Source organism: Nocardioides jensenii JCM 1364 = NBRC 14755 (assembly GCF_001552535.1).
Classification (GTDB): Bacteria; Actinomycetota; Actinomycetes; order Propionibacteriales; family Nocardioidaceae; genus Nocardioides; species Nocardioides jensenii.
The window spans coordinates 1-14877 of the sequence record NZ_BCRJ01000131.1 but is presented as its reverse complement, the minus strand read 5'-3'; the positions used below and the strand labels follow the sequence as shown (position 1 = coordinate 14877).

The window sequence follows — 14877 nt, the reverse complement described above, 5'->3', positions numbered from 1 at the left end:
GGCGTCGTCTGATTCGCGGCGGGTGCCGCACTGCTGGCAGAAGGCTTGACTCATGGGGCGCAGTCTCTCACCGGGAGCGGTTCTGAAACGATCCGAGGACCGATTGCATGATTATGCACAACTCCGTATACACTTGAGCCATGTCCAAGGTTCTCACTTCACTTCCCGTCGGCGAACGCGTCGGCATCGCCTTCTCCGGTGGCCTCGACACCTCCGTCGCGGTTGCCTGGATGCGTGACAAGGGCGCCGTGCCCTGCACCTACACCGCCGACATCGGGCAGTACGACGAGCCCGACATCACCGGTGTCCCGGGCCGCGCCCTGCAGTACGGCGCCGAGCTGGCCCGCCACGTCGACTGCAAGAAGCAGCTCGTCGACGAGGGCCTGGCCGCCCTTGCCTGCGGCGCATTCCACATCCGCTCCGGGTCGCGGACCTACTTCAACACGACCCCGATCGGCCGCGCCGTGACCGGCACCATGCTGGTCCGCGCCATGCACGAGGACGGCGTCGACATCTGGGGCGACGGGTCGACGTTCAAGGGCAACGACATCGAGCGGTTCTACCGCTACGGCCTGCTGGCCAACCCCGACCTGCGCATCTACAAGCCCTGGCTGGACGCCGACTTCGTCCACGAGCTCGGCGGCCGCACCGAGATGAGCGCCTGGCTCACCGAGCGAGGTCTGCCCTATCGGGACTCGCAGGAGAAGGCCTACTCCACCGACGCCAACATCTGGGGCGCCACCCACGAGGCCAAGACCCTCGAGCACCTCGACGTCTCGCTCGAGACCGTCGAGCCGATCATGGGCGTGAAGTTCTGGGACCCGGCCGTGGCCATCGAGACCGAGGACGTGACGATCGGCTTCGAGCAGGGCCGCCCGGTCTCCATCGACGGCAAGCGGTACGACGACGCGGTCGCCCTGGTGCACGAGGCGAACGTGATCGGTGGGCGCCACGGCCTGGGCATGTCCGACCAGATCGAGAACCGGATCATCGAGGCCAAGTCGCGCGGCATCTACGAGGCGCCGGCGATGGCGCTGCTGTTCATCGCCTATGAGCGGTTGGTCAACGCGGTGCACAACGAGGACACCGTCGCGCAGTACCACAACGAGGGCCGCAAGCTCGGCCGACTGCTCTACGAGGGCCGCTGGCTCGACCCCCAGGCGCTGATGATCCGGGAGTCGATCCAGCGTTGGATCGCCTCGCTGGTCACCGGCGAGGTCACCATCCGGCTGCGCCGCGGTGAGGACTACACGATCCTGGCCACCGCCGGCAGCAACTTCTCCTACCACCCCGACAAGCTGTCGATGGAGCGCACCGACAACGCCGCGTTCGGCCCGCTGGACCGCATCGGCCAGCTCACCATGCGCAACCTCGACATTGCCGACTCCCGCTCCAAGCTGGAGATGTACGCCGGCCAGCCGCTCGACCAGGGGCAGGTGCTGGTCGAGAACGGGACGCTCTTCGGTGAGCTCCCGGCCGGTGGTGCCGACCGCATCGCCGATCGCGGAGATGCGGTCAGCGAAGAGGACGAGGCGCTCGACCGGGCGGCGATGGAGTTCGGCACCGACTGAGCCCGCCCGCTCGACGGCAACGTGCTCGACGGCAACGACGTAGGAGATTCCCCGTCAGACGCCGGGGAATCTCCTAGGTCGAGGCCTTCCGCGTGATCCTCGCGGATCAGTTCAGCGGGCAGCCCAGCTCGTTGGCGTCGGCCAGCATCATCTGCACGGCTTCCATCTGCGCACGGTCACCCGAGGCGATTGCGGCGTTGACCGACGGGACGATGTTGCCCGGGTCATCCCAGCGACGGTAGGGGTAGCCGAGGTCCTCACTCGCCGCGTTCAGCCAGGCAGCAGCCGCGTGCCGCAGGAGGTTGCGCTCTGCGCCCTCCGCGCCGGCTCCACCCTTGTAGTTGAGGGCGTCGAGCAGGGTGTCACCCATCAGTGCCGCGGTCGTGTGGAACCCGACCCGGCCACCGTTCAGCGGCGTCGAGGTGGCGATCGGCTGGCCCGGACCCTCCGACCAGCTGTCCGTGTGGTTCTTCCAGTAGCCCGGCGTGCACCCTTCGTCGCCGATGCGTGTGGCCTGCGCCGGGGTGGCCGCAAACACGATGCCGACCATGGCCATGGCCAGGCCCAACACCCACGTTCGTTTCATTGCCTGTCTCCGTCCGGTCCGTCGGGGTGATCCCTCGAACGAATCTAGGATTGCCGATCCGGTCGGGTGGCGGTTCCGGGGCGACTTACCCCATTCGGGGTATTCGGGTGAGCTCGATCCGGCGGGTGACCCCGATGTCGTCGAGGAATCCCTCGTCGTGACTGACCACGATCAAGGCCCCTGCGTAGCCGCCCAACGCCGAGACCAGGGCGTCGTACGACGCGAAGTCGAGGTTGTTGGTCGGCTCGTCGAGGAGCAGGAGCTGGGGAGCGGGATCGGCCAGAAGCAGGGCGGCCAGCGTGGCCCGGAACCGCTCGCCTCCCGACAGGGTGCCGGCGACCTGGTCGCCCTTGGTGCCGCGGAACAGGAACCGGGCCAGCCGGGCGCGGATCTCGTTCGGGTCCGAGGACGGCGCCCGGTGCGTCACGTTCTCGAACACGGTGAGCCGGTCGTCGAGGGTGTCCAGCCGTTGGTCGAGCAGCCCGATCGGCACCTTCACCGACAGGGTGCCCGCGGTGGGCAGGTCGCCGACGATCGTGTGCAGCAGCGTGGTCTTGCCGCTGCCGTTCGCCCCGGTGACGGCGATCCGCTCCGGGCCGCGCACCTCGAGTGAGACGGGCGCACCGGTGCGCAACGTGAGGTTGGCGCTGAGCACCTCGCGACCGCGCGGCACGACCGACGCCGGCAGGTCGACGCGGATCTCCCGCTCCGAGCGCACCCGCGACTCGGCGTCGTCGAGGCGCTCCCTGGCGGAGTCCACGCGCTGGTCGTGCACCTTGCGCGCACCGGCCGCCGACTTGTCGGCCTTGTTCTTGAAGAAGTTCACCTCGGCCTTGCCGAGGCCGCTGCGTTCGGCCCTGGCGCCGACCCGGCGACGTTGGGCGATCGTGCGCTCGGCATCCTGGCGGGCGTTGCGCTGTCGACGCAGGTCTTCGCGGGCGCTGGTCGCTGCCTGGACGGCGGCCTCCTGCTCGGCCTCGACCTGGGCGGCATAGGAGGAGTAGCCGCCGCCGTACCACCGCACCGAGTTGCCGTGCAGGTCACCGATCCGGTCGACGCGCTCGAGCAGTTCGCGATCGTGACTGACCACCAGCAACGTACGCCGCCACGACTCGACCACGTCGTAGAGCCGTGAGCGGGCCCGTTCGTCGAGGTTGTTCGTCGGCTCGTCGAGCAGGAGGACGTCGGGTCGTTGCAGCAGCACCCGGGCCAGGCCGAGCTGGACGGTTTCGCCGCCGGAGAGCTCGCCGAGGCGTCGGTCGATGGTCCCGGTGGGCAGGCCGATGCGGTCGAGCTCGGCGGCCACCCGTTCGTCGATGTCCCAGTCGTCGCCGACGGTCTCGTAGTCGGCTTCGTCCACGGAGCCCGACTCGATCGCGCGGATCGCCTCACGGACACGGCGTACGCCGAGATGCTCGTCGACGCGTTCGTCGGAGCGCAGGGTGAGGTCCTGACGCAGCCAGCCGACCCGGCCCTCGGCGCGGACACTGCCCGAGGTGGGGGCCAGGTCACCTGCTGCGAGCCGGATCAGTGTCGACTTGCCGGCGCCGTTGACCCCGACCAGACCGGAGCGTCCCGCGGGGACGAGCAGGTCGAGGTCGGTGATCACCGTCGAGCCGTCGGGCCAGGCGAAGGAGACGCGGGAGAAGAGGAGAGGAGATGACAAGAACGGGCCTCGGGATCGGGGCAGGGAACCACCCGTCGACGACGGGCTTCACGGGCGCTCTCAGAACTTCACGCGGACCAGCATGCCAAGGCAGGGCTCGGCCGACAACCCGATTTCCGCGGTGCCCGACGTGTGCGGTGCTGTGGTCACCGGTGCGGTGTCGAGACGCGTGTGGGGCGACCGCAACCCCGCGTTGCAGGCGAAGGTTGGACGGAGTGGGGGAGTCGTGCGTGGTCGGGTAGCATGGCCGCTCCGGGCACAGCGTCGTGCACGACCTCCAGATCGGCCGCAACGTGGCTGCTGGAACGTCCCGCAAATCCGCGACACAAATCGAGGAATCCGCTGTGAGCAAGCCCGTCGTACTCATCGCCGAAGAGCTGAGCCCCGCCACCGTCGAGGCGCTCGGTCCCGACTTCGAGATCCGCCACTGCAACGGCGCCGACCGTGCCGAGCTGCTGCCGGCCATTGCCGACGTCGACGCGATCCTGGTCCGCTCCGCCACCAAGGTCGACGCCGAGGCCCTGGCCGCCGCCAAGAAGCTGAAGGTCGTCGCCCGTGCCGGCGTCGGTCTCGACAACGTCGACGTGAAGGCCTCCACCCAGGCCGGCGTCATGGTCGTGAACGCCCCGACCTCCAACATCGTCTCCGCCGCCGAGCTGGCCGTCGGCCTGATGCTCGCCGCCGCCCGCAACATCAGCCCGGGCCACGCGGGCCTGCGCAACGGCGAGTGGAAGCGCAGCAAGTACACCGGCATCGAGCTCTACGAGAAGACCGTCGGCATCGTCGGCCTCGGCCGCATCGGCGTTCTCGTCGCCCAGCGGCTGAGCGCCTTCGGCATGAAGGTCATCGCCTACGACCCCTACGTGCAGGCCGGCCGCGCCGCGCAGATGGGCGTGCGTCTCGTCGACCTCGACACCCTGCTCGCCGAGTCCGACTTCATGAGCGTGCACCTGCCCAAGACCCCCGAGACCGTGGGCCTGATCGGCGCCGACGAGCTGGCCAAGGCCAAGTCCAGCCTTGTGCTGGTCAACGCCGCTCGCGGTGGCATCGTCGACGAGGCCGCGTTGTACGACGCCCTCAAGACCGGTCGCATCGCGGCCGCCGGCCTCGACGTGTTCGCCAAGGAGCCGTGCACCGACAGCCCGCTGTTCGAGCTCGAGACCGTCGTCGCCACGCCGCACCTGGGTGCCTCGACCGACGAGGCGCAGGAGAAGGCCGGCATCGCCGTCGCCAAGTCCGTGCGCCTCGCCCTCTCCGGTGAGCTCGTGCCCGACGCGGTCAACGTGCAGGGCGGTGTGATCGCCGAGGACGTCCGCCCCGGCATCCCGCTGACCGAGAAGCTGGGCCGGGTCTTCACCGCGCTGGCCGGCGAGGTCGCCCAGTCGATCGACGTCGAGGTCCGCGGCGAGATCACCGAGTTCGACGTCAAGGTGCTCGAGCTGGCCGCGCTCAAGGGTGTCTTCACCGACATCATCGAGGAGCAGGTCTCCTACGTGAACGCACCGCTCCTCGCGGCCGAGCGCGGCACCGCCGTACGCCTGGTCTCCGAGGCCGAGAGCCCGGACCACCGCAACCTGATCACCATCCGCGGCACCCTGGCCGACGGCTCGCAGGTGTCGGTCTCCGGCACGCTGGTCGGCCTGGCGCAGAAGGAACGTCTGGTCGAGGTCAACGGCTTCGACGTCGACATCGAGCCGACCGACCACCTGGCGTTCTTCGCCTACGAGGACCGCCCGGGCATGGTCGGCACCGTCGGCGGCATCCTCGGCGCGGCCGAGGTCAACATCGCCGGCATGCAGGTCGCTCGCGCCGGCAAGGGTGGCCAGGCGCTGGTCGCGCTCTCGGTCGACTCGGCGATCCCGGCCGAGACCCTGGCCGAGATCGAGCAGGCGATGACCGCGCAGACCGTGCGCGCCGTCGACCTTTCCTGAGTCCCTGGCGCAAGCCTCACGACGACCCGGTGTCCGCAAGGGCCCGGGTCGTCGTACGTCCAGGGGCGGAGGGTCGTCCGATCGGTCGGAGCTGATCACCCGACCGGACCAGAGATGGGCACTGGCCCTCCCCAACGGGCGGCGTCCGGTTTAGGCTGTTTGCACGGCTCCTCTCGGGCCACCAGGACAACGATTCCAGGAGCTGTATGACGCGCACGACCCGCCTCCCTGCCGGTCTGGCAGTGCTCGCCCTCGTGGTGGGGCTGCTGCTGGCTCCGGCCATCGGCTCGAGCGCCGCGGCGAACCTGTCACGCGAGCCGGCCCCGACCCTCAAGGTGACCGCACGCAACCTGGGCACGGTGACCGTCTCGGGTCGCACGGCGCGACGCGTCGACCGGGTGGTGCTGCAGCGACGCTCCGGCCAGCGTTGGGTCCGCGTCAGGTCGCTGACCAGTCGCCGTCACGTGTTCCGCACGGTGGTGCGCAAGGCGAACCGCAGGACGGCGCACCGCGTCGTCGACCTGTCCAGCCGCCGGCGCTCGGTGACCAGGTACGTTCCCCGGCTGTTGGTGACCCGCGACAGCTGCGGCGTTCGCCCGTTGAAGGCGAGCGGTGAGCCGTGGCGGTGCTCGTTCCACGACGACTTCAGCGGCACGACGCTCGACACGACGAAGTGGACCCCCCAGAAGGACGGCTACATCACCGGCGACCCGCCCGGCGCAGCCGCCTGCTACAGCGGCCGCAACGTCAGTGTCGGCAACGGCTCCCTGCGCCTGGTCGCCCGCCCGGCCGGCCTGCTCGAGTGCCCCGGCCTGACCGGGATCCTGAAGGTGTTCACCTCCGGGATGGTCTCCACGCACCGCAGGTGGTCGCAGCGCTACGGCCGGTTCGAGGCGCGCATCCTGAACACGGCGACGACCGCACGTGGCCTGCACGAGGCGTACTGGCTGTGGCCCGACGACCGCTACGTCACCATCCCCAGCCGCGACGCCGGCGAGATCGACATCTCCGAGACCTACTCGGTCTACCCGACGGTCTCGATCCCGTTCCTGCACTACAACAACGACCCCTACGGCAACGTGTACGCCGGCCGGCACGCCAACACCGCGTTCGGCTGCGTCGCCCACCGTGGCCGCTGGAACACCTATCGGCTGGAGTGGTCGGCCAGTCGGCTGCGAGTCTTCGTCAACACTCGGCTGTGCCTGACCAACACGTCGGGCGACCGGGCCTTCCGGCAGCGCTACATCATGATGTTCACCCAGGCTCTCGGCTCGGGGACCAACGCCTACAACCTGCTCGCCCCGCCGCCGATGCCGGCGTCCATGCGGGTCGACTACGCCCGAGTCTGGCGCTGACGCAGGTCACTCGCGGCTCATGCCACCATCACGCGTTCGGTGGGACGACGAACGCCCGGAGAGCGGTCTGCCCGCCACGCGTCGGCGAGACGGCTGACCGCCTCCTCGAGCTCGTCGGCGGGGCGGGTCCAGGGGATCCGGACGAACCGTTCGTAGCCGCCGGTGGGGGAGAACACCGGACCGGGAGCGACCACGACGCCGCGGGCCTCGGCCTCGGCGGCCACCTGTGAGGCGCGCGCGCTCGGCAGCTCACACCACATGGCCAGCCCGCCGGTGGGCAGTCGGAACCGCCACTCCGGCAGCTCCGTGGTGAGGGCAGCGGCCAGGGCGTCGCGCTGCTCGAGCAACCGCGCCCGGTGGGCCGCGATCACCTCGTCGGAGTCGCGCAGCAGGCTGGCCGCCACGAGCTGCTCAACGACCGGGACACCGAGGTCGAGGGTGAGCCTGGCCTCGGTCAGGGCGTCGAGTCGGTCGTGCGGGGCGCGGATCCAGCCGACCCGCAGCCCGCCCCACAGCATCTTGCTGGCGCTGCCGAGCGTGATCGCCTCGCCGCCGGCCGCCTCCACGTGTGCGGCCATCGGCAGCGGCATCGGCTGGCCCTCGAGGGAGAGCGCCTGGTGCGCCTCGTCGATGATCGCCAGCGTGCGCGAGGTGGTGAGCAGCGCGGCGTACTGCTCGCGATCGGCGTCGGACATCAGGTGCCCGGTCGGGTTCTGGAAGTCCGGGATCAGGTAGGCCGCACGTGGCGCGGTCTGGCGGATCGTGGCCCCGATGCCGGCCAGGTCCCAGCCGTCGGCGTCCACCCCGGCGCCGACCAGGCGTGTCGAGCGCAGGGTCAGCGCCCGGGTGGCATTGGGGTAGACCGGCACCTCGGCCATGATCCGGTCGCCGGGGCCGGTGCAGGCCTGCGCGACGACGGCGGTGGCGGCCAGCGCCCCGGGCGTCACCATGATCTGCTCGGCGTCGGTGGGCAGGCCGCGGGCGGTGTACGTCGCGGCGATCGCCTCACGCAGCTCGGGCAGGCCGACCGGGTAGTAGCCGTGCCCCGAGAGGTAGGACGGCAGCTCGGCGACCGCTGCCTCGTAGGCAGCGGCGATGCCCGGGGGAGCCGGGGCCGCCGCACAGTTGAGGTCGATCAGGTCGTCACCGTCGGTGCGTGGAGTGAGCACCCGGTCGGGCGCACGGGACGGCCCGCCCGGAACCCGGGTGAACGTTCCGGCGCCGCGCCGCGCAGCGGCGTAGCCCCTGGCGGCGAGCTCGGCGTACGCCCGGGTGACGGTGGTGCGACTGACCGCGAGGGCATCGGTGAGCTCGCGCTCGCTGGGCAGCCGGGTGTCGTGGGCGATGCGGCCGTCGGCGATCAGGGCGCGCAGTGCCTCGGCCAGGCCGGCGTACGCCGGGGAGCGGTCGAACCCCTCGACGAGAGTGGCCACGGTGTGGGCGGATATGACGCGGGTCATACAGTCCACTATTCCATGATTGGCTATTTGTTCAAGGGCCAATCTCTCGGAGAATGGGGCCATGTCGCTCACCGTCTCCGCCTCACGTCGTCAGCTCTCCGACCTCGGGCCGCTCGAGCAGCTGCGCGCGGGCCGGTTGGCTCGGCGACTGCCGCAGCTGGTCATCGGCCTGGTGCTCTACGGCGTCTCCCTGGCGATGATGGTGCGCGGCGCGCTGGGCCTGGCCCCGTGGGACGTCTTCCACTCGGGCTTCATCCGCCACGTGCCGGTCACGCTCGGCCAGGCGGTCGTGCTGTTCAGCTTCGTCGTGCTGCTGCTGTGGATCCCGCTGCGCGAGGTGCCCGGTCTGGGCACGATCATGAACGCGTTCCTGGTCGGCCTCTCCGCCGACGCGACGCTGGCCCTGCTCGCCGAACCCGAGGGCTGGGCGCCGCGGATCGCACTGCTCGTCGTCGGCGTGGTCGGCAACGGCCTGGCGACCGCGCTCTACATGGGAGCCCAGTTCGGTCGCGGCCCGCGCGACGGACTGATGACCGGGCTGGCCCGCCGTACCGGACTGTCGCTGCGGCTGGTGCGGACCGGCCTGGAAGTCACGGTCGTGGTGCTTGGTCTGCTCCTCGGCGGCGCGCTCGGGCTCGGGACCGTGCTCTACGCCCTGGCGATCGGTCCGCTGGCCCAGGCGATGCTGCCGTGGTGCACCGTGGAGCTACCCGACAGGCTCTAGTCTTCTCCCCATGCGCGTTCTCGTCTCCGGCGGTGCCGGCTACATCGGCTCCCACACGGTCCTCTCCCTGATCGAGGCCGGGCACGACGTCCTGGTCGTCGACGACTTCTCCAACAGCAAGCCGACCGTGATGGCTCGCGTCGAGTCGCTCACCGGCGCGCACGTCCCGGTGCACGCGTTCGACCTGACCGACGTCGACAAGACCGAGCGGCTCTTCGCCACCGAGCAGATCGACGCGGTGATCCACTTCGCCGGGCTCAAGGCCGTGGGGGAGAGCGTGGCCAAGCCGCTGGAGTACTACGCCAACAACCTCGGCTCGACCTTCGCCCTGGTCAACGCGATGCGCCACCACGACGTACGCCGTCTGGTGTTCTCATCGTCCGCCACGGTGTACGGCGACAACGCGCCGGTGCCCTACCACGAGGACTACCAGCCGCTCTCCGCGTCGAGCCCCTACGGCCGGACCAAGGTGATGCAGGAGCAGGTGCTCTCCGACGTGGCCGCCGCCGACGGGCTCAAGGTGGCGCTGCTGCGCTACTTCAACCCGGTCGGGGCGCACAGGTCCGGCACGATGGGGGAGGACCCGCAGGGCATCCCCAACAACCTGATGCCGTTCATCGCCCAGGTCGCCGTCGGTCGCCGCGAGAAACTGGCCATCTTCGGTGACGACTACCCGACCGCCGACGGCACCTGCGAGCGCGACTACATCCACGTCGAAGACCTCGCCGCCGGCCACGTGGCCGCGCTGGAGCACCTCGACGCGATGACCGAGCCGGTGCGCGCGTTCAACCTGGGCGGAGGCACCGGCACCAGCGTGCTCGAGTTGTTCCGCGCTTTCGAGCGAGCCGTCGGTCATGAGCTGCCCTACGAGATCGCGGGCCGTCGTGCCGGTGACCTGCCGGCCTATTGGGCCGACACGGCGCGCGCCGCCGAAGAGCTCGGCTGGCGGGCGACCCGCACCATCGACGACATGTGCGCCGACACCTGGCGCTGGCAGTCGGCGAACCCGCAGGGCTACCCCGAGGGCTGAGCCCCGGTACGCCGGGCCTGCCTCGCAACGCCGTCCGGCGTCGCGCTCGTGCCGCGTCAGCGGCGGGTGGCGATGATCGCCGACGCGTCGGGCGCGATCATCACCTCGACCGCGGTGAAGCGCTCGTCGGTCAGCCACTGCTCGCGCAGCGTGTCGACCCGGCCCCCGGTGATCGGCGGCCACATCTCGCACGGCACGAAGTCGTCGAGCACCACGATGCCGCCGGACTCGACCAGCTCGGCGATCGAGTCCACGCCGACCTCGGAGGGCGTGCCGGAGTCGAGGAACAGCAACGAGAACGGGCCCTGGTCGCGCAGCGTCGACCAGTCGGCGGCGAGCACCTCGACGGAGGGGTCGTCCACGAAGATCTCCGCGGCCGCGCCGGCCAGCTTCGCGTCCAGCTCGGCGGAGATGATGCGGGCGTCGGTCTGGACGCCGGAGCGCAGCCACGCGGTGCCGACCCCGCAGCCGGTGCCGAACTCGGCCAGGGTGCCCTGCCGGGTCGCGGCCAGGGTGGCCAGCAGCCGCCCGGTCTCGTTGCGGCAGAAGGACACGTAGCCGGCCTTGCGGGAGACGTCGAACGCACGGGACACGATCGGAGGAAGTTCGGGCGGGGCGCTCATGACGGTGAGTCTTTCATCATGGGAAAGCTGTCTCGCATCGTGAACGGATCGTGAAACTCGGCTGCGCGGCGCCCGCGGACGTCGTACATTCTCCTCATCATGCGGAACGTGTACGTACTCATTCACTGCCGCGGCGAGGCCTGACAGAAGGCCACCTCGCCGTGGCGAGTGGTGTTTGTACGACGGGCCTTCTTCAGATCTGAAGACGCCCCGCGGCGGATCGCCAGAATTCCGCGTGATCCGCGCCCCTCTCGAAGAGGGCTGGTCCTGATGGACCACACCGGTGCTCGTGCGATCCACGGCACCGTGTTCCCGTCTCCCCGTCGCGGGGCGTTGCTTCGGTCATTGATCAGGTCACGCACTGACCAGCAACACCCATCAGCAGCACCGACCCGCGGCAGTTCCCATGTGACAGCGCACATGGGACAGCGCACATGGGACATCGCACAAGTGACAGCGCACCTTTTGACAGCGCACCTTTGAGAGGGAGAGAACGATGTACGACATGTACCCCGAGTGGGGCCCGGCCAGCCACAACCCCGAGAACCCGCGCAGCCTGGAGGCCGTCCAGGCGGCTCTTGACCTGCGAGACAACGGCGGCCCGCGCCCCGACGACAACTAGATTTCTCGTCATGACCACCACTCCCCAGAACCAGGCCGTCCGCCTCGCCGTCATCCCTGGCGACGGCATCGGCCCCGAAGTCACCGCCGAAGCACTCAAGGTGCTCGAGGTGGCCGCTCCCGTGAAGTTCGAGCAGACCCGCTACGACCTGGGCGCCGAGCGCTACCTCGCCACCGGTGAGGTGCTGCCCGAGAGCACGCTGGAGGAGATCCGCGGCCACGACGCCATCCTGCTCGGGGCGGTCGGCGGCAAGCCGAACGACCCGAACCTGCCGCCCGGCATCCTCGAGCGCGGCCTGCTGCTCAAGCTCCGCTTCGAGCTCGACCACTACGTGAACCTGCGCCCCTCGCGGATCTTCCCCGGCGTCACCTCGCCGCTGGCCGAGCCAGGCGAGGTCGACTTCGTGGTCGTGCGTGAGGGCACCGAGGGTCCCTACACCGGCAACGGCGGCGCGCTGCGCGTCGGTACGCCGGCCGAGGTCGCCACCGAGGTCTCGGTCAACACCGCCTTCGGTGTGGAGCGCGTGATCCGCGACGCCTTCGCCCGCGCCGAGCGCCGCCCCCGCAAGAAGCTCACCCTGGTCCACAAGACCAACGTGCTGGTCAACGCCGGCTCCGTGTGGTGGCGCCTCTTCGAGTCCGTGGCTGCCGAGCACCCCGACGTCACGACCGACTACATGCACATCGACGCGGCGATGATCTTCATGACCACCGACCCGTCCCGCTTCGACGTGATCGTCACCGACAACCTCTTCGGCGACATCATCACCGACCTGGCCGCCGCCATCACCGGTGGCATCGGGCTGGCCGCCTCCGGCAACGTGAACCCGGACCGCACCGCCCCGTCGATGTTCGAGCCCGTGCACGGCTCTGCCCCCGACATCGCGGGCCAGCAGAAGGCCGACCCGACCGCGGCGATCCTGTCCGTCGCGTTGATGCTCGACCACCTGGGCTTCGCCGATGCGGCGGCGACCATCGAGTCCGCCGTCCTCGCCGACCTGTCCGAGCGCTCCGCCGGCACCACCCGCAGCACGTCCGAGATCGGCGACGCCATCGCCGCGCGAGTAGCCGGCTGACGCGCTCTCAGCCATCCACCGGCGCCGGGCACGTTGATCAACGTGCCCGGCGTCTCCCATTTCAGCGAAGGTCAGATAGTTTGATGTCCATGGAGATCAGCACCACCCTGAGCGACCAGCCCGTCGACGACGCACGCCTGGCCGAGATTCTGGCCAACCCCGGTTTCGGGGTCCACTTCACCGACCACATGTTCACCGTCGAGTGGACACCGGAGAAGGGCTGGTACGACGCGCGCATCACGCCGTACGGTCCGCTCAGCCTCGACCCGGCGACGGCCGTCCTGCACTACGCGCAGGAGACGTTCGAGGGCATGAAGGCCTACCGCCAGCCCGACGGCTCGGTGGCCACGTTCCGTCCCGAGGCGAACGCGCAGCGCATGGTCAGGTCGTCCCACCGGCTGGCGTTCCCCGAGCTGCCGGTCGACGACTTCGTGCAGGCGGTCGACGCGCTGGTGAAGGTCGATGAGCGCTGGGTGCCCGAAGCAGCCGGGGAGAAGAGCCTCTACCTGCGCCCGTTCATGATCGCCACCGAGGTGTTCCTCGGCGTCCGGCCCAGCCAGCACGTCACGTTCATGGTGATCGCCTCGCCCGCCGGCGCCTACTTCAAGGGCGGCATCAAGCCGGTCAGCCTGTGGCTCACCGAGGAGTACACCCGCGCCGGACGTGGTGGCATGGGCGCCGCGAAGACCGGCGGCAACTACGCCAGCTCGCTGGTCGCCCAGCAGGAGGCCAGCGGCCACGGCTGCGACCAGGTCGTCTTCCTCGACGGCCAGGACGGCAGGTACGTCGAGGAGCTCGGCGGCATGAACATGTACTTCGTGTTCAAGGACGGCTCGATCGTCACGCCCGCCACCGGCACGATCCTCGAGGGCATCACCCGCTCCAGCATCATCGAGCTGGCCGGTCGGCTCGGTCACAAGGTCGAGGAGCGCAAGCTCTCCATCGACGAATGGCGTGACGGAGTGACCAGCGGTGAGATCGTCGAGATCTTCGCCTGCGGCACCGCCGCCGTCGTGACCCCGGTCGGTGCGCTCAAGTGGGACGGCGGCGAGGTTCCGGCCCCGGCGTCGACCGACCTGACCATGCAGATCCGCCAGTCGCTCGTGGACATCCAGTACGGCCGCGCCGAGGACAGCTTCGGCTGGATGCACCGCACCGGCTGAGTCGGCTGAGCCGGCGCACGACGTGCCGGGTCTGGCCCGCCCACGGCGGCACGTGTGCGGCGCCCTCGACGCTTGCGCGGTGCCACAACACGTGCGGAGCGACCCCAACCCCGCGTTGCACGGGGTTGGGAGGCGTGTGGCCGGGTAATCTCACGACGTGACGACGACCCCCGGCCAGCAAGCGCCTCCCGGAATGCGGGTGGGCGACTACACGTTGCTGGCGCGCATCGGCGAGGGCGGCATGGGTGTCGTGCACCTGGCCCAGAAGCCCGGGAGAGAGCGGGTGGCGCTGAAGGTGCTGCGGCCCCACGTCGTCGGAGACGAGGAGGCCCGGGCCCGGCTGGCGCGCGAGGTCAACTCGCTGAGCCGGGTGCGCAGTCCCCGGATCGCCGAGATCGTGGACGCCGACCCGTGGGGACCGGTCCCGTTCGTGGCCACCCGCTACGTGCCCGGCCTGTCGCTGCACCAGCACGTCCGCGAGGAGGGCCCGCTCGGCGGTGACGACCTGACCTGGTTCGCGCGGGGCCTCGCCGAGGCGATCCAGGCCGTGCACCGGGTCGGCGTACTGCATCGCGACGTCAAGCCCTCCAACGTGCTGATGGAGGGCCGCAACCCGGTGCTGATCGACTTCGGTCTGGCCCGGGTCGCCGACGACGCCACCATCACCCGCACCGGCTGGTTGCTCGGCACCCCGGGCTATCTCGCCCCCGAGATCCTCTACGGCCACGAACCCACCAGCGCCGCCGACGTGCACTCGTGGGCGGCCACCGTCGCCTTCGCCGGCACCGGCCGGGCGCCGTACGGGAAGGGCCCCTCCGTCGCGGTGATGGACCGGGTCCGCCGTGGCGAGCACGACCTCACCGGCCTCGACCCTGCGCTGGTCGCCTTCGTCGAACATGCCCTGTCGCCCGAGCCCGACCGGCGTCCGACGCTGCCGGCGTTGATCGCGGCACTGGGCGGTACGCCGACCGCCGAGCGACCGCGGGTCGAGGCGAACGGCCCGACGCCCACGATGACCATGCCGATCACGCCGGGGTTCGCGCAGGCCAGCCAGGACGCCCTCGACGTGGC

At 70.2% G+C, this 14877-nt stretch carries 13 protein-coding genes; 9 read left to right on the top strand and 4 right to left on the bottom strand.

Features of this window, described 5'->3' with window-relative positions; genetic code table 11:
* Positions 1–140 precede the first annotated feature (140 nt).
* Positions 141–1571, top strand: a complete 1431-nt coding sequence (gene argG, locus NJ4_RS23270; protein WP_067441274.1) for an argininosuccinate synthase — start codon at positions 141–143, stop codon at positions 1569–1571.
* 106 nt (positions 1572–1677) lie between these two features.
* On the opposite strand, the gene NJ4_RS23265 is transcribed toward argG, so the two are convergent.
* Both NJ4_RS23265 and NJ4_RS23260 read right to left on the bottom strand, forming a co-directional pair.
* The gene (locus tag NJ4_RS23265) at positions 1678–2157 is read right to left on the bottom strand and encodes a hypothetical protein (RefSeq protein WP_067441271.1); all 480 of its coding nucleotides are present in this window, start codon (positions 2155–2157) and stop codon (positions 1678–1680) included.
* A gap of 85 nt (positions 2158–2242) precedes the next feature.
* Entirely contained in the window at positions 2243–3823 is a 1581-nt protein-coding gene (locus NJ4_RS23260) for an ABC-F family ATP-binding cassette domain-containing protein (RefSeq protein WP_067441268.1), read from the bottom strand.
* Between the two features lie 344 nt (positions 3824–4167).
* Here NJ4_RS23260 and serA point away from each other — a divergent pair, with 344 nt between their 5' ends.
* Both serA and NJ4_RS23250 read left to right on the top strand, forming a co-directional pair.
* Complete coding sequence (serA, locus tag NJ4_RS23255; protein WP_067441265.1) at positions 4168–5754, top strand: phosphoglycerate dehydrogenase; 1587 nt, start codon at positions 4168–4170, stop codon at positions 5752–5754.
* Positions 5755–5960: 206 nt separating this feature from the next.
* Positions 5961–7109, top strand: coding sequence for a glycoside hydrolase family 16 protein (locus tag NJ4_RS23250; protein ID WP_067441259.1), 1149 nt, complete (start codon positions 5961–5963; stop codon positions 7107–7109).
* A 17-nt stretch (positions 7110–7126) separates the two neighbouring features.
* On the opposite strand, the gene yczR is transcribed toward NJ4_RS23250, so the two are convergent.
* Positions 7127–8569 carry a MocR-like transcription factor YczR gene (gene yczR / locus NJ4_RS23245; RefSeq protein WP_067441256.1) on the bottom strand — a complete coding sequence of 481 codons (1443 nt, stop codon included), beginning with the start codon at positions 8567–8569 and terminating at the stop codon, positions 7127–7129.
* A 61-nt stretch (positions 8570–8630) separates the two neighbouring features.
* Between yczR and yczE the strand changes: the two genes are divergently transcribed.
* Positions 8631–9293, top strand: a complete 663-nt coding sequence (gene yczE, locus NJ4_RS23240; protein ID WP_067441254.1) for a membrane protein YczE — start codon at positions 8631–8633, stop codon at positions 9291–9293.
* A 10-nt stretch (positions 9294–9303) separates the two neighbouring features.
* The gene (galE, locus tag NJ4_RS23235; protein WP_067441251.1) at positions 9304–10323 is read left to right on the top strand and encodes a UDP-glucose 4-epimerase GalE; all 1020 of its coding nucleotides are present in this window, start codon (positions 9304–9306) and stop codon (positions 10321–10323) included.
* A 56-nt stretch (positions 10324–10379) separates the two neighbouring features.
* On the opposite strand, the gene NJ4_RS23230 is transcribed toward galE, so the two are convergent.
* Positions 10380–10946 carry an O-methyltransferase gene (locus NJ4_RS23230; protein WP_067441248.1) on the bottom strand — a complete coding sequence of 189 codons (567 nt, stop codon included), beginning with the start codon at positions 10944–10946 and terminating at the stop codon, positions 10380–10382.
* Positions 10947–11442: 496 nt separating this feature from the next.
* Here NJ4_RS23230 and NJ4_RS27010 point away from each other — a divergent pair, with 496 nt between their 5' ends.
* From NJ4_RS27010 to NJ4_RS23215, 4 genes are all read left to right on the top strand, one after another.
* The gene (locus NJ4_RS27010) at positions 11443–11568 is read left to right on the top strand and encodes a hypothetical protein (protein ID WP_281178381.1); all 126 of its coding nucleotides are present in this window, start codon (positions 11443–11445) and stop codon (positions 11566–11568) included.
* 10 nt (positions 11569–11578) lie between these two features.
* Positions 11579–12643 (top strand): 3-isopropylmalate dehydrogenase, encoded by a 1065-nt coding sequence (locus NJ4_RS23225; protein WP_067441246.1) that lies wholly within the window; start codon positions 11579–11581, stop codon positions 12641–12643.
* An 89-nt stretch (positions 12644–12732) separates the two neighbouring features.
* Positions 12733–13806: a branched-chain amino acid aminotransferase gene (locus NJ4_RS23220; protein ID WP_217996972.1), complete on the top strand. Its 1074-nt coding sequence runs from the start codon at positions 12733–12735 to the stop codon at positions 13804–13806.
* Positions 13807–13963: 157 nt separating this feature from the next.
* The coding region (locus NJ4_RS23215; protein WP_157551311.1) for a serine/threonine-protein kinase at positions 13964–14877 on the top strand (914 nt) is incomplete at its 3' end.

Coding starts and splice junctions, on each gene's coding strand:
- NJ4_RS23265 (WP_067441271.1), bottom strand. CDS start 2,157: ATGAAACGAACGTGGGTGTTGGGCCTGGCCATGGCCATGGTCGGCATC.
- NJ4_RS23230 (WP_067441248.1), bottom strand. CDS start 10,946: ATGAGCGCCCCGCCCGAACTTCCTCCGATCGTGTCCCGTGCGTTCGAC.
- NJ4_RS23225 (WP_067441246.1), top strand. CDS start 11,579: ATGACCACCACTCCCCAGAACCAGGCCGTCCGCCTCGCCGTCATCCCT.
- NJ4_RS27010 (WP_281178381.1), top strand. CDS start 11,443: ATGTACGACATGTACCCCGAGTGGGGCCCGGCCAGCCACAACCCCGAG.
- NJ4_RS23250 (WP_067441259.1), top strand. CDS start 5,961: ATGACGCGCACGACCCGCCTCCCTGCCGGTCTGGCAGTGCTCGCCCTC.
- yczR (WP_067441256.1), bottom strand. CDS start 8,569: ATGACCCGCGTCATATCCGCCCACACCGTGGCCACTCTCGTCGAGGGG.
- NJ4_RS23220 (WP_217996972.1), top strand. CDS start 12,733: ATGGAGATCAGCACCACCCTGAGCGACCAGCCCGTCGACGACGCACGC.
- yczE (WP_067441254.1), top strand. CDS start 8,631: ATGTCGCTCACCGTCTCCGCCTCACGTCGTCAGCTCTCCGACCTCGGG.
- galE (WP_067441251.1), top strand. CDS start 9,304: ATGCGCGTTCTCGTCTCCGGCGGTGCCGGCTACATCGGCTCCCACACG.
- argG (WP_067441274.1), top strand. CDS start 141: ATGTCCAAGGTTCTCACTTCACTTCCCGTCGGCGAACGCGTCGGCATC.